At 68.0% G+C, this 17,945-nt stretch carries 20 protein-coding genes and 1 tRNA gene; 8 read left to right on the forward strand and 13 right to left on the reverse strand.

Features of this window, described 5'->3' with window-relative positions; genetic code table 11:
• Positions 1-94: 94 nt before the first annotated feature.
• Entirely contained in the window at positions 95-316 is a 222-nt protein-coding gene (locus ACOZ4O_RS08910; protein WP_424524958.1) for a DUF7511 domain-containing protein, read from the forward strand.
• Here the strand turns inward: ACOZ4O_RS08910 and ACOZ4O_RS08915 are convergent.
• The 4 genes from ACOZ4O_RS08915 to ACOZ4O_RS08930 all read right to left on the reverse strand — a co-directional run bounded on the left by ACOZ4O_RS08915 (position 313) and on the right by ACOZ4O_RS08930 (position 4,095).
• Complete coding sequence (locus tag ACOZ4O_RS08915; RefSeq protein ID WP_424524959.1) at positions 313-822, reverse strand: NUDIX domain-containing protein; 510 nt, start codon at positions 820-822, stop codon at positions 313-315. The genes ACOZ4O_RS08910 and ACOZ4O_RS08915 overlap by 4 nt on opposite strands.
• Entirely contained in the window at positions 819-1,886 is a 1,068-nt protein-coding gene (locus ACOZ4O_RS08920; protein ID WP_424524960.1) for a pyridoxal-phosphate dependent enzyme, read from the reverse strand. Before ACOZ4O_RS08920 ends, ACOZ4O_RS08915 begins: the two co-directional genes overlap by 4 nt.
• Positions 1,883-2,839 (reverse strand): succinylglutamate desuccinylase/aspartoacylase family protein, encoded by a 957-nt coding sequence (locus ACOZ4O_RS08925; RefSeq protein ID WP_424524961.1) that lies wholly within the window; start codon positions 2,837-2,839, stop codon positions 1,883-1,885. Before ACOZ4O_RS08925 ends, ACOZ4O_RS08920 begins: the two co-directional genes overlap by 4 nt.
• Positions 2,840-2,904: 65 nt before the next feature.
• Positions 2,905-4,095: a potassium channel family protein gene (locus ACOZ4O_RS08930; RefSeq protein ID WP_424524962.1), complete on the reverse strand. Its 1,191-nt coding sequence runs from the start codon at positions 4,093-4,095 to the stop codon at positions 2,905-2,907.
• Positions 4,096-4,182: 87 nt separating this feature from the next.
• On the opposite strand from ACOZ4O_RS08930, the gene citZ reads away from it, so the two are divergent.
• Positions 4,183-5,334, forward strand: a complete 1,152-nt coding sequence (citZ, locus tag ACOZ4O_RS08935) for a citrate synthase (RefSeq protein WP_424524963.1) — start codon at positions 4,183-4,185, stop codon at positions 5,332-5,334.
• Positions 5,335-5,385: 51 nt separating this feature from the next.
• Here citZ and ACOZ4O_RS08940 read toward each other — a convergent pair whose 3' ends face one another.
• Both ACOZ4O_RS08940 and ACOZ4O_RS08945 read right to left on the reverse strand, forming a co-directional pair.
• Positions 5,386-6,111 (reverse strand): sporulation protein, encoded by a 726-nt coding sequence (locus ACOZ4O_RS08940; protein WP_424524964.1) that lies wholly within the window; start codon positions 6,109-6,111, stop codon positions 5,386-5,388.
• 33 nt (positions 6,112-6,144) lie between these two features.
• Entirely contained in the window at positions 6,145-7,452 is a 1,308-nt protein-coding gene (locus ACOZ4O_RS08945; protein WP_424526160.1) for an MATE family efflux transporter, read from the reverse strand.
• A 242-nt stretch (positions 7,453-7,694) separates the two neighbouring features.
• Here ACOZ4O_RS08945 and ilvA point away from each other — a divergent pair, with 242 nt between their 5' ends.
• Positions 7,695-8,906: a threonine ammonia-lyase gene (gene ilvA, locus ACOZ4O_RS08950; RefSeq protein WP_424524965.1), complete on the forward strand. Its 1,212-nt coding sequence runs from the start codon at positions 7,695-7,697 to the stop codon at positions 8,904-8,906.
• Here ilvA and ACOZ4O_RS08955 read toward each other — a convergent pair.
• The gene (locus ACOZ4O_RS08955; protein ID WP_424524966.1) at positions 8,903-9,775 is read right to left on the reverse strand and encodes a hypothetical protein; all 873 of its coding nucleotides are present in this window, start codon (positions 9,773-9,775) and stop codon (positions 8,903-8,905) included. The genes ilvA and ACOZ4O_RS08955 overlap by 4 nt on opposite strands.
• A gap of 80 nt (positions 9,776-9,855) precedes the next feature.
• On the opposite strand from ACOZ4O_RS08955, the gene ACOZ4O_RS08960 reads away from it, so the two are divergent.
• From ACOZ4O_RS08960 to ACOZ4O_RS08970, 3 genes are all read left to right on the forward strand, one after another.
• Positions 9,856-10,236 (forward strand): Rid family detoxifying hydrolase, encoded by a 381-nt coding sequence (locus ACOZ4O_RS08960; protein ID WP_424524967.1) that lies wholly within the window; start codon positions 9,856-9,858, stop codon positions 10,234-10,236.
• Positions 10,237-10,422, forward strand: a complete 186-nt coding sequence (locus ACOZ4O_RS08965; RefSeq protein WP_424524968.1) for a hypothetical protein — start codon at positions 10,237-10,239, stop codon at positions 10,420-10,422.
• A gap of 29 nt (positions 10,423-10,451) precedes the next feature.
• A tRNA-Ser gene (locus ACOZ4O_RS08970) sits at positions 10,452-10,533 on the forward strand.
• 40 nt (positions 10,534-10,573) lie between these two features.
• Here the strand turns inward: ACOZ4O_RS08970 and ACOZ4O_RS08975 are convergent.
• The 3 genes from ACOZ4O_RS08975 to ACOZ4O_RS08985 are packed head-to-tail and all read right to left on the reverse strand — an operon-like array spanning position 10,574 to position 12,059.
• Positions 10,574-11,446, reverse strand: coding sequence for a GIDE domain-containing protein (locus ACOZ4O_RS08975; protein ID WP_424524969.1), 873 nt, complete (start codon positions 11,444-11,446; stop codon positions 10,574-10,576).
• A 48-nt stretch (positions 11,447-11,494) separates the two neighbouring features.
• Positions 11,495-11,764: a hypothetical protein gene (locus ACOZ4O_RS08980; protein WP_424524970.1), complete on the reverse strand. Its 270-nt coding sequence runs from the start codon at positions 11,762-11,764 to the stop codon at positions 11,495-11,497.
• 55 nt (positions 11,765-11,819) lie between these two features.
• Positions 11,820-12,059 (reverse strand): hypothetical protein, encoded by a 240-nt coding sequence (locus ACOZ4O_RS08985; protein ID WP_424524971.1) that lies wholly within the window; start codon positions 12,057-12,059, stop codon positions 11,820-11,822.
• Positions 12,060-12,236: 177 nt separating this feature from the next.
• Between ACOZ4O_RS08985 and thsB the strand changes: the two genes are divergently transcribed.
• Positions 12,237-13,904 (forward strand): thermosome subunit beta, encoded by a 1,668-nt coding sequence (thsB, locus tag ACOZ4O_RS08990; protein ID WP_424524972.1) that lies wholly within the window; start codon positions 12,237-12,239, stop codon positions 13,902-13,904.
• 91 nt (positions 13,905-13,995) lie between these two features.
• Here the strand turns inward: thsB and lrp are convergent, their stop codons facing one another.
• Positions 13,996-14,454: an HTH-type transcriptional regulator Lrp gene (lrp, locus tag ACOZ4O_RS08995; protein WP_424524973.1), complete on the reverse strand. Its 459-nt coding sequence runs from the start codon at positions 14,452-14,454 to the stop codon at positions 13,996-13,998.
• Positions 14,455-14,580: 126 nt separating this feature from the next.
• Here lrp and glnA point away from each other — a divergent pair, with 126 nt between their 5' ends.
• Positions 14,581-15,951, forward strand: coding sequence for a type I glutamate--ammonia ligase (gene glnA / locus ACOZ4O_RS09000; protein WP_424524974.1), 1,371 nt, complete (start codon positions 14,581-14,583; stop codon positions 15,949-15,951).
• Here glnA and ACOZ4O_RS09005 read toward each other — a convergent pair.
• The gene (locus tag ACOZ4O_RS09005; RefSeq protein ID WP_424524975.1) at positions 15,948-16,751 is read right to left on the reverse strand and encodes a phosphatase PAP2 family protein; all 804 of its coding nucleotides are present in this window, start codon (positions 16,749-16,751) and stop codon (positions 15,948-15,950) included. The genes glnA and ACOZ4O_RS09005 overlap by 4 nt on opposite strands.
• Positions 16,752-17,915 carry a YihY/virulence factor BrkB family protein gene (locus ACOZ4O_RS09010; RefSeq protein ID WP_424524976.1) on the reverse strand — a complete coding sequence of 388 codons (1,164 nt, stop codon included), beginning with the start codon at positions 17,913-17,915 and terminating at the stop codon, positions 16,752-16,754.
• Positions 17,916-17,945 lie beyond the last annotated feature (30 nt).

Here is a 17,945-nt window from a genome sequence, read left to right on the forward strand (position 1 = left end):
CGCGGTTGAATAGGTGGGTGTAAATACTGGGGGCGTGAAACATCGGGTAGCTGATGCGCGATTCGACTGTCGCACCCACGGCGGAGGTGGCCGCATGAGCGGCGCCGACGCCGACGACGCTACGACGTGCGCCGAACGCGGCGAACTACCCCGGGCGAGCCAGCGCTGGCCGCGGTTCGACCTCGTCTGCCGCGTCCAGTCCTACCCGGGCGGCGACGAGTGTACCGTATCTCCCGCTGATGCCCCCGAGGACGACGTGACGACGTGGCTCACCGCGAAAGGAGACGCGTTCGTCTCGCTCGCCAACTGCCGCTAGCGCACTTCTTCGACCGCGGCCGCCACCCGCCGCGCGACGTGCGGCCGCGTCCACCGGTCCTCGACGCGGTCGCGGTCCACCCACTCGACGGCCGCGGCGTCGTCCTTAGCGGTCGGCGTTCCCGAGACGTCCGCGGCGCGCGCGGCGTACGCCGTCGAGACGACGTGTTTCCCGTCGACGACATCTAGCTGTGTTGCTTCGAGCAGCGCCAACGCCGCGGAATTCACCCGGAGACCGGTCTCCTCCTGGAGTTCCCGGACCGCGGCCTCCCGGGGGTCTTCCTCGACTTCGAGGTGACCGCCCGGTATCGTCCACGACCCCGCGTCCGGCGGTACTGCGCGCTCCACGAGGAGGACGCAGTCGCCGTCCACAACCGTCACGTCCGCGCACGGGACGGCGTTCCGGAACACGGGGCGCTCGCAGTTCCGACACCACTTCCGGCTCCGACCGTCGACGCGCCGCTCGCCGAGTTCCGTTCCGCAGCGCGGACAGTACGCGGGAATCACGTCTTCAGTCCACTCCCCGTGAGCGGCACCACCACGTCCTCGCCCGCCCCGATGTCGCCGCGCTCGCGGTACGCGCGGAGGCCGGCGGGCGCGACGGCGCTCGTCGGTTCGCAGTAGAACCCGTGGTCGTGCAGGCGCTCCAGTTCCTCGCGGGTGGTGTCGGCGTCCATCGCGATGGCGTCGCCGTTCGTGGCCTTGATGGCGTCGAGTAATTGGCCGGCACGTGCGGGGTCAGCGATTTGGATGCCGTCCGCCACGCTGTTCTCGCCGCCCTCGTCCGCGTGCAGGCGGTTCGCGATGGGTGCGACGCCCGCGGCCTGCACGCCGTACAGCCGCGGAACGGAGTCCGTCCAGCCCGCGTCGCGGAGTCGCCGGAACCCCCGGTAGGCACCGAGGAAGAGCGTGCCGTGGCCGAGCGGGAGGACGACGGCGTCCGGTACGTCCATGTCGCGCTGTACGGCGAGTTCGTACGCGAACGTCTCGGTGCCCGCGTAGAATCCCGGATTCCAGGCGTGGCTCGCGTACCAGCCCTCGCCCGCCTCCACGGCGTCGATGCAGGCGTCGGTCACGTCGCCCCGCGACCCCTCGACTCTCACGGGCGTCGCGCCCGCGGCCTCGATTGCGCGGAGTTTCGAGGGTTTCGCGTCCGCCGGCACGTAGATGTCCGCGTCGATGCCGGCGCGCGCGGCGTACTGCGCGACCGCCGCGCCCGCGTTCCCCGAGGAGTCCTCCAGCACGCGCTCCACGCCGAGGGACGCGGCGCGCGAGAGCAGGACGGTCGCGCCGCGGTCCTTGTAACTCCCCGACGGGAAGACGAAGTCGAGTTTGAACTCGGCGTCCCAGTCGGCTGCGTCGGTCAGAGGTGTGAATCCCTCGCCGAGCGTCACCTCGGGCGTCGTTGGAAGGAAGTCAGCGAACGCCCAGAGGCCGCGCGAGGCGTCGACCTCGCCGGGGTCGGGGAGCGTGCGGTTCGCGAAGTCGAGGGCGTGTCCGCAGTCGCAGCGCCACGGCTCGTCCGCGCCCGCCGCGTACGTTCGACCGCACGACCGGCACTCCAGAGTCATACGGTGTCGATAGTCGTGCCGACCGAGCAGACGTACTCGCCGGTCGCGACCTGCGGAAGCCGTCGGGACCGCCAGAACACGCCGTCGCTGCGCGCCGCGACCTCCGCCTTCAGCGACCCGAACACGTCCGTCACCCGGAACAACACGTCGCCCGTCGACACGTCGTCCCCCAGTTCCGCTTCGAAGTTCACGATACCGCCCGCGGGCGCGCCGTAGCGGTCGAAGCGCTTCGCGCGCGTCTGCGACTCCGGCTCCGCGTCACCGTCGAGGAAGCCGTAGTGTTCGAGGACGTTGAACACGCCCGTGACGCCGTACTCGATGGATTCCTCGTCCCAGCCCACTGCGCCGCCGAGTTCGGGGTCGATGGTCGGGATGCCCTCGTCGGGCGCGGCGCGCGCGAGCTGGCCGTCCGGTCCCTTCTGGTCGAGGACGTGCCCGCAATCGAACACCTTCGCGAGCGTCAGGCACTCGTCGTGGAGGCGATGGCGGCGGCCGCACCGCACCCGCACCTCGTTCAGCATCCGGCTCGTGGAACCTTGGTGGAGGTCGAGCACGAGGTCCGCGCGCTTCGCGGCCTTGAACGTCGCGTGCGCGATGCGCTCCGAGGACGAGCCGTTCGATTCGCCGGGGTACGCGCGATTCATCTTCGTGTCGTCGACGGGATTGCGGTGCTCCGCGACCTGGAACGCGTGCCAGTTCGTGATACCGACGACGAGCACCGTCCCCGCGAGCTCCGCGGGGTCGAGCTGGGGGACGACGCGGTTCACGACGCCGACGCCGTTGAGTTCGTCGCCGTCGCTCGCCGCCTGCACGTACAGCGTCTTTCCATCGGATGCGCCGTTGATGACGGCGACGGGAAGCCCGACCGTTGTTCCGTCCCGCGTCTCGCCGACATCGAGGCGGCCGAACCCGGCCTCCCCCGGCTCGGCGCTCGCGGAGCCCAGCGTAGTCATTACCTACAATCCGCCGCTGGAAGGTATTGATTGGTTCGGTCCCGGAGAATCCCCGGAGAGCGCGGTTACGCTGACGCGAGCGCGTCGAGGCGTTCCGCGCCGGTACGGGTGCCCTTCGCGAGCAGCACGTCGCCCGCGTGGAGCGGCGTATCTGGGCCGGGCTGCACCACCCATGCGTCCTCCCTGTTCGGGCGGCGCACCGCGATGACGCGCATCCCCGTCTCGGTCTTCACCGCGCGCTCGCCGAGCGTGGTTCCGTCGAGCGCGCTCCCCGCGTTGACTGGCTGTCGAACGATAACTTCGTCCGACTCCTCGACGGCCTCCTGCACGACGACGTGCGTGTCCAGTCCCCTGAGCACGCCCTCGCTGATTTCGAGCGCCGCGTCGCTGATGACCTCCGTCGCGGTTGCGAGGTGCACCAGCCCGCGCAACTGAACCGGGTCGGGAACGTCCGCGGCCGCGCGGAGCGTCCACGCCTCGAAGCGCGACTTCAGCGCGTCCACCTCCGCTTCGAGTTCCACGACCTCCCCGGCTATCTCGGTGGAGTCGAACAGCACGCTCCCGTACGCGAGGTCCACCGCGAGTTCGCTCATGTTCTTCATCAACACGAGCGAGTCCACGGCGCGTTCGAGGTCCGCTATCTCCGGTTCCACGGGCTCCGGCGGCTCGTACGGCTCGCCCGTCGCGGTCTCGACTACGTCGCCGATGGTCTCTTCCGGGCCGCGCAGCAGGAGCACGTCGCCCGCCGCCAGCGTCGTCTCTCGGTCGGGGTTGAGAATCCAGTCGCCGCCCCGCCGCACGGCGATGACGCGCACGCCGGTTTCCGTCTCGAGGTTCACGTCCGCGAGCGTCCGGCCCGCGTACGCCGACCCCGCGGTCAATTCCGCGCGCACCAGCGTCTCCACGGCCTCCGGGAGCGCCGCGCGAATCGCCTCCGGCAGTCCGATGTCCTCCAGCACGACCTTCGCGATATCTCCGGCGGCGTCGCTCACCTTCTCCGCCGCCCCAGTGATACCGAGTACGGGCGCGAGCGACTCCACCTCTTCCGGGTTCCGCGCCGCCAGCATCACGCTCATCCGCGCCCGCATCTGCAGCACGTCCATGCGTTCCTCCAGCGCGAGCACTTCCTCGGCCACGTCGTCGCTCCCGTGGAGGACTGCCGAGTACGAGAGGTCGATGAGGAGTTCCGCCGTGTCCTTCATCTCCGCGAGGAGGTCCTTCACGCTCGCGGGCTCGTACTCGACGCGTCCGCTCATATCCCCGGATTCAGCGTCCGCGGATAAAAACCCTCGCGCGCTCCCTAATAGACAATCCTTTTGAAAGACCGCGAAAAACCCGTGGCTATGGCAGACGAACTCCACAAGGGGCTCGAGGGCGTGCTCGTCGCCGAGTCCTCGTTGAGCTACATCGACGGTGACGAGGGCAAACTCGTCTATCGTGGATACACCATCGAGGACCTCGCAGAGAACGCGAGCTACGAGGAAGTTCTCTACCTCCTCTGGCACGACGAACTCCCGACCCGCGAGGAACTCGACGAGTTCGAGTCCGAGATGGCCGCCGAGCGCGATATCGACGACGCCGTCGTCGACCTCCTCCGCGACCTCGTGAACGCGGACGAGGCGCCGATGAACGCGCTCCGCACCGCCGTCAGCCAGCTGTCCGCGTTCGAACCCGAAGCGGACGCCGACCCCGAAGACCTCGATGCGAGCCTCCGGAAGGGCCGCCGCATCACCGCGAAGATTCCGACCATCCTCGCGGCCTACGACCGCCTCCGCCGCGGCGAGGATGTCGTGGAACCCCGCGAAGACCTCGGGCACGCCGCGAACTTCCTCTACATGTTCACCGGTGAGGAACCCGACGACGTGGCCGCCGAGACGTTCGACATGGCGCTCACGCTCCACGCCGACCACGGCCTGAACGCCTCCACGTTCACGAGCATGGTCATCGCGTCCACGCTCGCCGACATGTACTCCTCCGTCACCGGCGGCATCGGCGCGCTCTCCGGCAGCCTCCACGGCGGCGCGAACCAGGACGTCATGGAACTCCTCGTGGAAGTCGAGGAGTCCGGCAAGGACCCCCTCAAGTGGGTGGACGACGCCATCGCGGACGGCCTCCGCGTCCCCGGCTGGGGACACCGCGTCTACAACGTCAAAGACCCGCGCGCCGTCATCCTCGAACGCAAGTCCAAGGACCTCGGCGAGGCGAGCGGCGCGAAGAAGTGGTACGACATCGCCCACGACATCGAGCAGTACCTCATCGAGGAGAAGAACTTCGACGAGAAGGGCCTCGCCCCCAACGTCGACTTCTACTCCGGCACCGTCTACTACCAGCTCGGCATCCCGCTCGACCTCTACACGCCCATCTTCGCCATGAGCCGCGTCGGCGGCTGGGTCGGCCACGTCCTCGAATACCAGGAGGACAACCGCCTCATTCGCCCCCGCGGTCGCTACATCGGCGACGAGGACAACGACTGGACGCCCATCGACGAACGGTAACGTAGGTACTCGCGGTATTTTCTCAATCTTCGATAAGAGGGAGCGAGGCGGCTATTCTGCGAGTCGCTGGATGATGTCGTGGAGTTCGGTTTCGAGGCCGTCGGTGTCGGTGACGGTGAGGCGCTCGTAGCGCTCGTCGGCGTCGGCGAGTTCGGCGAACGCGCTGCCTCGTCGGTCGACTTCCACGATGAGGTCGAGGCTGTCGGCTTTCGGGCGGGCAGTGACTTCGACTTCGTCCACGTCGCCGGCGAAGTCGCCGCCGCGGGGGCGGAAGTCGAACTCCTGGACGAAGTGGTGGCTGAAGACGCCGCGGCCGGCGGCGGTGGGTTCGGCCTCGTGGAGCGTGAAGTCGAGCGCGTCGAAGGCGTCGAGAACTGCGCCGAGGCGGTCGCCGGGTTCGACCTGGAGGTGGTCGGTGTCGTCCGGGTCGAGCGCCCAGTCGATGTCGAGACCGGTCTCCACCCAGACCTTGGTGCGGCCGAGCGTCACCGGCGTGTCGTACGGGATGTCGATGGTGGCGTCGAACGTGCGGTCGTCGTCGGGGTCGATGGTGAACGACTCGGTGAGGCGCTGTTTCGAGACGACGCCGGTGTCGTAGCCGTCCTCGGTGTGGTAGCGGGTTTCGAGCGCGAAGTAGATGCCTTCGACTTCTTGTTCGCTGTCGCCGCCGCTGACGCGGACCTCGACGTCCACGGAGTCGCCCGCGGTGACGGTGTCGGAGGGGAAGACTGTGTCGACGGTCGCTGCGCCGATGCCGACGCGAGAGAGTACGTCCATACCAGCATCTGGGGCTCCTCACCGTATAAACGTTCAGTCGACGGCGGTGGCGCGCTCGTCCATCATGTCGGCGGCGCGGGCGGCCCAGTCGCCGTCCCGGAACCCCCAGGCGACGACGGCGGCCATCCAGACGTAGGCGACGCCGACGCCCGCGTACGCGGCGAGCGCGCCGTAGTCGAAGAGGACGCCGAAGACGTAGGTGACGCCGAGGAACCCGCCGACCATTCCGGTGGTTCGCGCGACGAACGGGACGCGCGTCTCGCTCGCGCCCTGGAGCGCGCCGGAGAGCACGCTGAACGCCACGAGGAAGCCCGCGGTCAGTCCGTACACTTGCGCGAACCGGACGGCGTAATGGACGGTCTCGGGGTCGCTCGCGAACAGGCGGACGAAGGCGTCCGCGAGAACCACGAGTGCGAGGCCGATGGCGCCGACCGTCACGAGACCGAGCGCGGCGACGCTCCATCCCTGGAAGCGCGCGTCGTCGGGACGGCCGTCCCCGAGCGACTGGCCGACGACGACGTTCGCGGCGACGTTGTAGCCGCGGGAGAGCGGGCCGGTCACCTGCTGGTACATCCGGCGGCCGATCTGGAACCCGGCGTTCACGGGCGTGCCGAACCCGAGGAGGATGGCGTTGAAGGGGAACTCGGCGAGCGCGGACGCGAACCCTTCGGCGACCTTCGGCGCGCTGACGACGAGGAGTTGTTTCGTGATTATCCACCCCCGCGGTCGGACGAGGCTCGCGGTCGTCCACGGACTGGCGAGCATGCCGACGAGGCTGGCGGCGGTGAGGACGTTCGCGGCGGCGGTGGCGACGCCGACACCGACGATTTCGAGGCGGGGCGCGCCGAACAGGCCGAGGCCGAGCACGACGGAGCCGGTGATGTTGAGGGTGTTCGCGACGACGTTGACGTACATCGGGGTGCGGGTGTCGCCGGTTCCCTGGAGGGCGCGCGCGGCGATGAGCGCGACGTGGCGGGCGGGCGCGGTGGCGAGGACGATGGCGAGGTACGCGCCGCCGAGTCGCGCGACCTCGCTGGGGGCGTTGAGCGCGGCGATGGCGGGCGCGCCGAGGAGGACGCCGAACGCGACGAACGGGAGGCCGGTGAGCACGCCGATGAGGATGGCTTGACTGATGGCTTCGTCGCGGTTCGCGTCGGCGCCCGCGCCCGTGTCCTGACTGGAGAGCGCGATAGCGCCGCCGCCCAGTCCGAGGCCGACGCGGAGCGGGAAGCGCGCGTAGAGGTCCGCGAGGCCGATGGCGGCGACGGCGACCGGGCTGAACGTCGCGGTGACGACGATGTCCACGGTCCGCATCAGCGTGCGGAGCGTCTGCTCCGTCATCACCGGCCACGCGAGCGAGAGGACGCGCTTCCAGACCGCGCGATGCGAACGCACTACGTCCAGCGACAGCGCCGAGGGTGTTTACGCTACCGGAACCGGCACCCGCGTCCACCACCCACCAGTTTCACTTTCACTCCGCTTCCCACGGGTTTATGCGTCGAGCGGTCCTCGGGTCGAGTGGAGTCACACGCTCCTCTCCCCTATACCGCTATTCTTACTGTAGCCCCTGCTCTCTCCCCGGTATGCTCGAACTCGCGGACGTCCTCGAAGCCGAGGACCGCGTGAGCGACGTCGCCCGCCACACACCGCTCGATTACTCGCACACGTTCTCCGACATCACCGGCGCGGAGGTCCACCTGAAACTGGAGTGCTTCCAGCGCACCGGGTCGTTCAAGATCCGGGGCGCCGCGAACCGCATCCGCACGCTCTCCGACGAGGAAGCGAACGCGGGCGTCGTCACCGCCAGCGCGGGCAACCACGCGCAGGGCGTCGCGCTCGCGGCCAGCAGGTCCGACGTGGACGCGAAGGTCGTGATGCCCGAGACCGCCCCCATCTCGAAGATCAAGGCCACGCGGAGCTACGGCGCGGAAGTCGTCCTACACGGTATTGACTACGACGACGCCCAGGAGCGCGCGCACGAACTCGAAGCCAAAGAGGGCCGGACGTACGTCCACGCGTTCGACGACGAGCGCGTGATGGCGGGCCAGGGCACTATCGGCCTCGAAATCCTCGACCACCTCCCGGAGGTCGAGACCGTCGTCGTCCCCATCGGCGGCGGCGGCCTCATCTCCGGCATCTCCACCGCCATCAAGGCCCGAAGCCCGGACACGCGCATCATCGGCGTGCAGGCCGAGGGCGCGTCGACCGTCGCGGACTCCCTCCGGAAAGGCGGTCCCGAGGCCATCGACTCCGTCGACACTATCGCGGACGGCATCGCCGTACGGCGGGTCGGCGAGAAGACGTTCCCCGTCATCCGCGAGCGCGTGGACGACGTGGTCACCGTGACCGACGACGAGATAGCGAGCGCCGTCACGATGCTCCTCGAACGCGGGAAGACGCTCGTCGAGGGCGCTGGCGCGGTTCCGCTCGCCGCGCTCCTCGAAGGCAAGTTCGTCTACGAGAAAGACGAAGTCATCGTCCCCGCGCTCTGCGGCGGGAATATCGACCTCAACCTCCTCACCACCGTCATCACGCGCGGCCTCGTCGCGAGCGGCCGCTACATCAAGATTCGCACCGTGCTCAAGGACCGCCCCGGCGCGCTCGACGACCTCATCGAAGTGCTCAGCGACGCGCGCGCGAACATCTACGCCATCCAGCACGACCGCACCAACCGCGACATCGCGATGAACGCCGCCGAAGTCGAACTCGACCTCGAAACCCGCGGCGAAGACCACGTCGAGGAACTCCTCGACAGCCTCCGAGACCGCGGCTACGACGTGGAAATCCTCGTCTAACGCCGCGCGATTCCGTACGTCACGGTGAGGAACTTCCCGCCGAGTAACCACATCTCGTGGGTCGCCACCACGCCCACGTCTTCCCCGGGCGCGTCCGGTGCGCCCGACGCGTCCGCCGGCCATACCGTGAACGTCTGTTCCATCGGCAGCCAGAACCCCGTGCCGTCCCGCACCCAGTAGAGACCGGGGTCGCCGGAAGCACGCGTCGTCAACCGCAGGCCGTCGCCCCGCGCGCTGTCCGTCGCGAACGCGTCGAGGTGGAGTACGGTCGAGAGGTTTCCGCCCGGGAGCGGTGCGGCGATGTTCACGTAGCGCTCTGGGGTTCGTGAGCCAGCAGGCCCGTGGTCTGCGTGGTGGGCGTAGAGCGCGACGAACACCGCTTCGCCGGTGTCCGGGTCGGTTCGGACCCACGCTCGCGCGCCCGGCCGCGGGTCGCGCTCGGGGTCGATGGGAACGAAGTGGCTCTCCAGTTTCCTCGGTTCGTCGTCGCCAGGTGCGGGGAGGTTCAGTTGCTGGATGCGGGTCGTCACGGGCGCGGCGAGGCGCGCGCCGGTGCGGAACGGCCGGTGCCATCGCGCGCGGTAGGTCATCGCGTGGTCGGCGGTCTCCTCGTAGAACGCGCGGATTCCGGGCGCGACGCGGTCGGTGTCGAAGTCGGGTCGCGCGAACCCGTGGAAGTCGTCCATCTCGCCGTCGGGAACGGGCGCGTCGTCGTCCACGAGGCCCGCGCGAGTTGGGAAGTCAGAACCGATGCGTCGGCCGCCGTCGACGGGACTGAACGGAATTCCGCGCGCCCGCTCGCGCGACCCCGCGACGCCAGCCAGTCCGACGAGTCCCGCGAGAACGCCGCCCGCGCTCCACCTGTCCATACCCACGGTTCGTGCCGGGCCGGCATCAGGTCGGCGACTAGTCGCGGGAACTTAAGTCGCCTCGCGGTGTCCTCTCGGGTATGAAGCGCATCATCTCCACCGGTGACGCCCCGGACGCCGTCGGCGCGTACAGTCAGGCGACCACGGACGGCGACCTCGTGTTCACCGCCGGCCAGATTCCGATGACGCCGGACGGCGACCTCCTCGACGACGAACCCATCGCCACGCAGACCCGCCAGAGCCTCGAAAACGTGAAAGCCATCCTCGAAGAGGAAGGCCTCACCACCCAGGACGTCCTCAAGACGACGGTGTTCCTCGCGGACATCGACGACTTCGACGAGATGAACGAGACGTACGAGGAGTACTTCCAGGACAATCCGCCCGCGCGCAGCGCCGTGCAGGCGGGCGCGCTCCCGAAGGGCGTCGGCGTCGAGATCGAAGCCATCGCCACCCGCGACTAGATGAACCGCGCCGCCGCCGTCTGGGGACTCGTCGGCGCGCTCTCGTTCCTCGTGCTCGCGCAGGGCTATCGCCTCGCCACCGGCGACGGCCTCGGCCTCCCCGTTCTGCTCGGCGTCGCCGTCGCGGTTTTCCTCGTCACCACCGCCACCGTCCCCGCCGTCGCCGCCCGAATGAGAAGGGTTTAAACGCCGGAGTCGGCTACGAAGTGGTGTAAGCCGGGATGGCCGAATGGCAAAGCGCACGCCTGGAAAGCGTGTCCCCTTACGGGGTTCTGGGTTCAAATCCCAGTCCCGGCGTTTTCTCCGGAGACCGAGACGCCCAGTCTCGGCTAGGCGTTCACACCAAGCCCGCGCCGTACGCGATGGCGACAGCGCCGGCGATTGCGAGGACGGTGGCGATGGCGTACGCGTACTTGTAGCGGCCGAAGGTCTCGGCGAGTTCGTCTTCGGGTTTGTCGGAGACGATGAAGGGCTCGCCGTCGGCTGGTTCGACGACGACATCCTCGGGTTTGAGGGGGTGGGTGGCGTCGGCGGCGGCGCGGGCGTGGCCGAGGACGTAGACGTCGTCGCCGGGCGCGAGCGTGCCTTCGTAGTAGCGGCGTTCGCCGTGGGCGTTCCCGATGTCGATGACGTTCGTGATGGAGTCGGACTGTTCGCCGACGCTTCCTTCGCCGCGGATGAACTCGGCGATGCGCTCGGGCGGTTCCGCGTCCGGCGGGACGGAGGTCTCGACGGAGAAGCCGGCGAGGTCGGCGACGATGTCGTCGACGGTGACGCCGCCGGAGAGGAAGCGGTCGATGTCGATGGCGCTCACCTGGATTTCGTCGATGCCGGTTCCGGTGGAGGTGTCGTCGACGTGCGTGCCGATGTCGACGGTGACGCTGCCGGTGCCGTCGTCGAGCGAGAATTCGGTCGCGTACACGCCTTCGGCGCGCGTCTCCCACATGTCGGAGCTGCCGCGTTCGTCCCACTCCTCGACTTCCCACGCGGAGAGCACCGCGGGGTCGCCGCGAATCGGGGAGTCGAACGCGTTCTCGCTTCGAATCGTTCCTTTCAGTTCGACGCGGCCTTCGTCGCGGATGTCCCGGACGTCGGTCGTGTCTGTGCCGGTGACGAGCGCGCTCCGGCGGTGCTGGCGGCGGCCGTAGACGCCGACGAACGCGGCGATGAGAAGAAGGACGACGCCGACGACAATGAGGAGGGCAGACATGTCTGTCCGGCGGTAGTCTGCGTCTGGACGTAAAACCCGGGGGCTCGGTCAGTTATCGCGGGCGTGGAGCCGCTCACGGAGCCCGGGATGGCCGTAGATACCGATGGCGACGGCGGCGAGCGATGCTGCGAGCGCAATCGCCGTTCCGACCGCGCTCTGCGGTGCGGAACCGAGCGTGCGGAGGAGACTGTATCCGAGGCCGAGCATGCCGGCTCCGACGAGGAGCCAGGCGAGCGCGCCCGCGGCGACACGGGACACGAGCGCGACAGCGAGTTCGGCTCGGGAGTCGGCGCGCTCAGCGAGCGTTCGCGTTCCCATACGTGTACGACGTGACTGGCAGCGGAAAAATTCCCGGTCTGTCGGGTCGTCGCGCTCAGATGTCCGCGTGGACGCGGACTTCCTCGTCGGTGACGGTGTCGACGGCGTCCCCGCTCACGGTGTAGTCGTCGTCGCCCTTTTCGGTCCAGCCGAAGGCCGCGAGCACGGATTCGCCGAGGCCGGGTTCGGGGTCGACCCAGGCGGTGTTGTCCTCGACGGCGGTGACGATGCCGAGCTGTTCTCCCTCGATGTCGACGAGGAACTTCCCTTCGTCCTCCGGCGTGAGTGTCGCCATACCGGCTCTTCTCACAGCACGGTGAAAGGACTGATGGGTGGGTCGGACGGCCGAAACGCCGAGTGTACTGTGTGAACACACAACACGAATTTCGGGGTCTCGGGGCGTCTCGCCGCCGTTCTCACTTCTCCATGGGCAAGGTTTTATATAGAAGGACAAACAATCATTCGAGTAGCTATGTCGCAGCAACAGCGTATGCAGGGCCAGCCCATGATCATCATGGGAGATGACGCCCAGCGAGTGAAGGACAAGGACGCGCAAGAACACAACATCTCCGCGGCACGCGCAGTTGCGGACGCCGTACGGTCCACCCTCGGACCGAAAGGCATGGACAAGATGCTCGTCGACTCGATGGGTGACGTGACCATCACGAACGACGGCGTCACCATCCTCGAAGAGATGGACATCGACAACCCCACCGCGGAAATGATCGTGGAAGTCGCCGAGACTCAGGAAGACGAGGCCGGCGACGGCACCACGACCGCGGTCGCCATCGCGGGCGAACTCCTCAAGGAGGCCGAAGACCTCCTCGAACAGGACATCCACCCGACGGCCATCATCAAGGGCTACAACCAGGCCGCCGAGAAGGCCCGCGAGGAAGTCGACAACATCGCCGTCGACGTCGATTCCGACGACGAAGCGCTCATCCGCTCCGTCGCCGAGACCTCCATGACGGGCAAGAGCGCCGAAATCGACAAGGAACTCCTCAGCGGTCTCCTCTACGAGGCGCTCAATCAGGTGTCCGTCGACGCCGAGGACGGCTCCACCGTCGTCGACGTGGCGAACATCAACATCGAGACCCAGACCGGTCGCTCCGTCGGCGAGTCCGAACTCCTCAAGGGCGCGGCCATCGACAAGGACCCCGTCCTCGACTCGATGCCCAGCGAGTTCGACGACGCGAACACGCTCCTCCTCAACGAACCCATCGAGGTCGAGGAGACGAACGCCGACACCTCCGTCAGCATCGACAGCCCCGACCAGCTCCAGAGCTTCCTCGACCAGGAGGAGAAACAGCTTCAGGAGAAGGTCGACAAGATCGTCGAGACCGGCGTCGACGTGGTGTTCTGCCAGAAGGGCATCGACGACATGGCCCAGCACTACCTCGCGAAGGAGGGCGTGCTCGCGCTCCGCCGCGTGAAGAAGTCCGACATCGGCTTCCTCAAGAACGTCCTCGGCGGCAGCGTCGTCCAGGACCTCGACAGCCTCACCGCAGCCGACCTCGGCCGCGGCAGCATCCGTCGTGACGCGGAAGACGACCTCTTCTACGTCGAAGGCCTCGCCGACGAGGCGCACGGCGTCACGCTCCTCCTCCGCGGCAGCACGGACCACGTCGTCGACGAACTCGAACGCGGCGTCACGGACGCCCTCGACGTGGCCGCCCAGACCATCACGGACGGCCGCGTCCTCCCCGGCGGCGGCGCAATCGAAGTCGAACTCGCGGACCGCCTCCGCTCCTACGCGGACTCCGTCAGCGGCCGCGAGCAGCTCGCCGTCGAGTCCTTCGCGAACGCGCTCGAACTCATCCCGCGCGTCCTCGCCGAGAACGCGGGCCTTGACCCCATCGACATCCTCGTCGACCTCCGCGCGGCCCACGAGACCGGCGAGCAGAACACCGGTCTGAACGTCCTCACGGGCGACCTCGACGACACCTACGAGTCCGGTGTCGTCGAACCCGCGCACGCCAAGGAGCAGGCGCTCAGCAGCGCCACCGAGGCAGCGAACCTCGTGCTCAAAATTGACGATATCATCTCCGCCGGCGACCTCTCCACCGACAAGGGCGACGACGAAGGTGGCGCGCCCGGCGGCATGGGCGGCATGGGCGGCGGCATGGGCGGCATGATGTAAAAGTCGGCCCATAGCCCACTCCACGACCGCGTTCGCACCGCTCGACGACTATCTCTCGCGTTTTTTGAGAACTGGAGAGCGACGCGCTCGGTTACTCCTGGATGTCGAGTTCGAACTGTTCGTGTTCGGCGGCGGCGTTGAGGACGACGCTGGTGCTGGATTCCTTGATGTCGGCGTCGCCGAGCAGGGTCTTGATGAGGCTGTTCATGTCGTCGGTGTCGCGGAACTTCCCGACGGCGAAGATGTCGTAGTCGCCCGTGACTTCGTACACGGAGACCATCTGCTTGTGGGCGCGCAGGCGGTCGGTGATGTCGGGGAGGCTGTTCCCCTCAACCTTGAGCTGGAGGACGGCGGTGACGTCGTAGCCGAGTTCGTCGTAGTCGACGATGGGCGTGTAGCCGTCGATGACGCCGGCGTCTTCCAGGTCCTTGAGGTGGTTCGAGACGGTCGTGACGGAGACGTCGAGGTCGTCCGCGAGACTGCGGAGGCTGGCGCGACCGTCCCCGAGTAGTGCGTTGATGAGTTTCGCGTCGAGGTTTTCGTACGTCATCGAACCCGACTACGTCACCCGGGGTTTAGAATTTAACGAATGTCCAGTTCGAGCTCGGGTGGTGGAGATTGCGCCAACCGGTACCGCTAATATGGTGGCACCTTTCTCCACTTACTGTCGAAACCAATGACAAAAGGGAACCTTTCTCCGGACGGCGGGCTGAGCGAGACGGAACAGGACGTCCTTGACGAAATCGAGGAGAAGAACGTCGACTTCCTCCGACTCCAGTTCACGGACATCCTCGGCACGGTGAAGAACGTCTCCGTCCCCGCTGACCAGGCGGAGAAAGCCTTCACCGACGGTATCTACTTCGACGGCTCCAGCATCGAGGGGTTCGTCCGCATTCAGGAGTCCGACATGCGCCTGAAGCCGGACCCCGAGACGTTCGCCGTCCTGCCGTGGCGTCAGCGCGAGGAGACGGCGTCTGCCCGTCTCATCTGTGACGTCATCGACACGTCGACGGGCGAGCCGTTCGAGGGCGACCCGCGCCGCGTCCTCAAGAACGTCCTCGACCGCGCCGAAGAGATGGGGTACACGGTGAACGCCGCGCCCGAACCCGAATTCTTCCTGTTCGAGGAGGACGAACGCGGTCGCGCCACCACCGAACTCTCGGACTTCGGCGGCTACTTCGACCTCGCGCCGAAGGACCCCGCGTCCGACGTGCGCCGCGACATCATCAACGGTCTCGAGTCGATGGGCTTCGAAATCGAGGCGTCCCACCACGAGGTCGCGGAGTCCCAGCACGAGATCAACTTCGAGTACGACGACGCGCTCACCACGGCGGACAACGTCGCGACGTTCCGCACGGTCGTTCGCGCCATCGCCGCCGAACACGACCTGCACGCGACATTCATGCCGAAGCCCATCGCGGAGATCAACGGCTCCGGGATGCACACGCACTTCTCGCTGTTCGAGGACGGCGAGAACGCGTTCCACGACGAGGACGACGAGTTCAACCTCTCCGAGACCGCCCACCAGTTCCTCGCGGGCATCCTCGAGCACGCGCCCGCCATCACGGCCGTCTCGAACCCGACCGTGAACTCCTACAAGCGCCTCGTCCCCGGGTACGAAGCGCCCGTGTACGTCGCGTGGTCCGACCGGAACCGCAGCGCGCTCATCCGGAAGCCCGCGGCCCGCGTCCCCGCGGCGTCCCGCATCGAGGCGCGGTTCCCCGACCCGTCCTGTAACCCCTACCTCGCGTTCGCGGCGCTCATCGCCGCCGGACTCGACGGTATCGAGAAGGGTCTGGACGCGCCCGACCCCGTTCGGGAGAACATCTACGAGTTCGACGAGGAGAAGCGCGAGGAGTACGGCATCGAGACGCTGCCGTCGAACCTCGGCGAAGCCGTCGACGCCCTCGAGTCGAACGATGTCGTGCTGGACACGCTCGGCGACCACATCGCGGAGAAGTTCGTCGAAGCGAAGCGCGAGGAGCACACCGGCTACCGTATTCAGGTGTCGGACTGGGAGCTCGACCGCTACCTCGAGACGTTCTAGAGGCGCGTCGGCACCCACACCACGCCGAACCCTAACACTATTCCTGCCGCTGTCGCGACCGGGAGCGGGAGCGCTATCGCGAGCGGGAGGCCGCCGACAGCGAGCAGCGGCGCGAGCGCGAGCACGCTCGACGGAGACACGTTCTGGAGGCGGTTCGCTCGATGCCGGGCGACCTGCCAGCCGACAGTGCCGCCGGCGGCCGCGCCGAACACGGTTACGGCCTCCATCGTCCAGGCGAGTACGACTGCGGCGCTGGCGACGCCGAGCGCGATTGCGAACGCGTTCCCGGTTCGGGAGCGCGAGAGTTCGAGGGCGAGCGCGATGTAGAGACCTCCGGCGACGACGCCCGCGAGAACGTCCGCGAGGTAGTGCACGCCGAGCGCGAGCCGCGTGACCGCGATGACCGCGACAACGACGGCGGCTGCGGCGTATCGGGTTCTGCGACGCCCGACGGTGAGGAGGGCAGCGAGCGCACCGTAGAACACCGTCGCGCCGGTCGCGTGGCCGCTCGGGAACCCGTAGCCGTCCGCGTGTACGAGTGAAACCGAGGCGGGTGGACGGTGAACTCCGAATAGGGTCTTGAGCGCGACGACGAGCGCCAATCCGCCGACGACGACGCCGAGCAGGCGCGCGGCGCGGTCGGGCGAGAGGAGGTCGTATCGGGGGCCGAGCCAGTAGAGGACGGGTGCGGCGACGAGGAACAGCACGGGGTCGCCGAGCGCGGTGAGCGCGCGGAGGACGGGAACGAGTCCCTCGGGGACGGTTCCAGCGAGCGCGTCGGCGACGCCGGTGCCGTGCATCTATCGGCGGTTCTTCACCCAGCCCGCGACCCGGCCGGGGATGCCGGCGGCGTTGAGGCCGACGCCGAACAGCAACATGAGCGCGTAGAGGCCGAGCGTCGACAGCCAGATGACGAGCATCGCGAGGATGGCCCAGCCGCCGGAGAGGAAGTAGAACCCGCCGAGCGTCATCAACGTCCCGTAGAGAAGGACGAGATAGGGGCCCCAGCCGCGAGCGTGGTTGCGCCGCATCCGCGTGCGGACGTACGTCTTGAGGTCCGATTCGAGGTCGTCCTTCGACACCGTCTTGGCGTCGAGTTCGGCGCGGAGCGCGCGTACTTCCCGCTCCATCTCCGTGATGTCCGGAGCGGAGTGCGGTTCGTCGACCTCGTCGTGTACGTCGGTTTCGTCGGTTCGTCCCGCGAGCACGGCGTTCAGTACCGCCCCGACCATGATAATCGTACCGCCAACGTACAGCACCGTCACGAGGAGCAACGCGGCGCCGAGAATCCCGTACGCCTGGTACTTCCCGGCGAGCGGCGCGTACGCCTCGAACGCGACGGTGAGGACGGTCCAGCCGCCGGCGGCGAGCAGGGTACCTGGGACGGCTTCCTGCGGGGTGAGGTCGGCGTCGGGGAAGATGTAGAAGACGGGATAGAAGACGAGGCCGAGCGTGACGACGAGCAGGCAGAACGCGACGACGCCGACGAACGGGCCGGTGGCGACGAACCCGGCGACGACGGCGGCGACGGTGGCGGCGACGACGCCCGCGGCGATGGCACCGAGGACGAGCACGCCGTCCTTCAGTTGGTGGGCGAGCGGGCGTGCGCCGACCACGCCGTAGACGTGCGCGAACGCCACGTCGAGTCCGCGGAAGAGCTTGAGACCGGACCACGCGAGCACGACGAGGGAGACGACGGTGGCGGTCCCGCGGCCGCTCGCGCCCCGAAGGGCGTTCCGAACGGCGGCGCTCCCCTCCGGGGTGAGGAGGCTGCCGACGAGTTCGACTATCTGTTCGCCGACGGACTCGACGCCGAGGTAGGACGCGGCGGCGAGCGTCAACAGGAGGAGGGGGATGAGGGAGACGAACCCGTAGTAGGCGACGGCGGCCGCGAGGAACGTTATCTGGCTGTCCTGGGCCTCGGCGACGACCTCGCGGACGACCGAGACGGCGCTTCGTGACACACGCGAACTTCGTCCCCCGCCTGAAAAAGA

The organism is Salarchaeum japonicum, assembly GCF_049705945.1.
Classification (GTDB): domain Archaea; phylum Halobacteriota; class Halobacteria; order Halobacteriales; family Halobacteriaceae; genus Salarchaeum; species Salarchaeum japonicum_A.

Excerpts from the sequence above, each read along its gene's own strand:
- ACOZ4O_RS08910 (WP_424524958.1), top strand. The coding sequence starts at position 95 with ATGAGCGGCGCCGACGCCGACGACGCTACGACGTGCGCCGAACGCGGC.
- ACOZ4O_RS08920 (WP_424524960.1), bottom strand. The coding sequence starts at position 1,886 with ATGACTCTGGAGTGCCGGTCGTGCGGTCGAACGTACGCGGCGGGCGCG.
- ACOZ4O_RS08925 (WP_424524961.1), bottom strand. The coding sequence starts at position 2,839 with ATGACTACGCTGGGCTCCGCGAGCGCCGAGCCGGGGGAGGCCGGGTTC.
- ACOZ4O_RS08930 (WP_424524962.1), bottom strand. The coding sequence starts at position 4,095 with ATGAGCGGACGCGTCGAGTACGAGCCCGCGAGCGTGAAGGACCTCCTC.
- citZ (WP_424524963.1), top strand. The coding sequence starts at position 4,183 with ATGGCAGACGAACTCCACAAGGGGCTCGAGGGCGTGCTCGTCGCCGAG.
- ACOZ4O_RS08940 (WP_424524964.1), bottom strand. The coding sequence starts at position 6,111 with ATGGACGTACTCTCTCGCGTCGGCATCGGCGCAGCGACCGTCGACACA.
- ACOZ4O_RS08945 (WP_424526160.1), bottom strand. The coding sequence starts at position 7,452 with ATGACGGAGCAGACGCTCCGCACGCTGATGCGGACCGTGGACATCGTC.
- ilvA (WP_424524965.1), top strand. The coding sequence starts at position 7,695 with ATGCTCGAACTCGCGGACGTCCTCGAAGCCGAGGACCGCGTGAGCGAC.
- ACOZ4O_RS08955 (WP_424524966.1), bottom strand. The coding sequence starts at position 9,775 with ATGGACAGGTGGAGCGCGGGCGGCGTTCTCGCGGGACTCGTCGGACTG.
- ACOZ4O_RS08960 (WP_424524967.1), top strand. The coding sequence starts at position 9,856 with ATGAAGCGCATCATCTCCACCGGTGACGCCCCGGACGCCGTCGGCGCG.
- ACOZ4O_RS08965 (WP_424524968.1), top strand. The coding sequence starts at position 10,237 with ATGAACCGCGCCGCCGCCGTCTGGGGACTCGTCGGCGCGCTCTCGTTC.
- ACOZ4O_RS08975 (WP_424524969.1), bottom strand. The coding sequence starts at position 11,446 with ATGTCTGCCCTCCTCATTGTCGTCGGCGTCGTCCTTCTTCTCATCGCC.
- ACOZ4O_RS08980 (WP_424524970.1), bottom strand. The coding sequence starts at position 11,764 with ATGGGAACGCGAACGCTCGCTGAGCGCGCCGACTCCCGAGCCGAACTC.
- ACOZ4O_RS08985 (WP_424524971.1), bottom strand. The coding sequence starts at position 12,059 with ATGGCGACACTCACGCCGGAGGACGAAGGGAAGTTCCTCGTCGACATC.
- thsB (WP_424524972.1), top strand. The coding sequence starts at position 12,237 with ATGTCGCAGCAACAGCGTATGCAGGGCCAGCCCATGATCATCATGGGA.
- lrp (WP_424524973.1), bottom strand. The coding sequence starts at position 14,454 with ATGACGTACGAAAACCTCGACGCGAAACTCATCAACGCACTACTCGGG.
- glnA (WP_424524974.1), top strand. The coding sequence starts at position 14,581 with ATGACAAAAGGGAACCTTTCTCCGGACGGCGGGCTGAGCGAGACGGAA.
- ACOZ4O_RS09005 (WP_424524975.1), bottom strand. The coding sequence starts at position 16,751 with ATGCACGGCACCGGCGTCGCCGACGCGCTCGCTGGAACCGTCCCCGAG.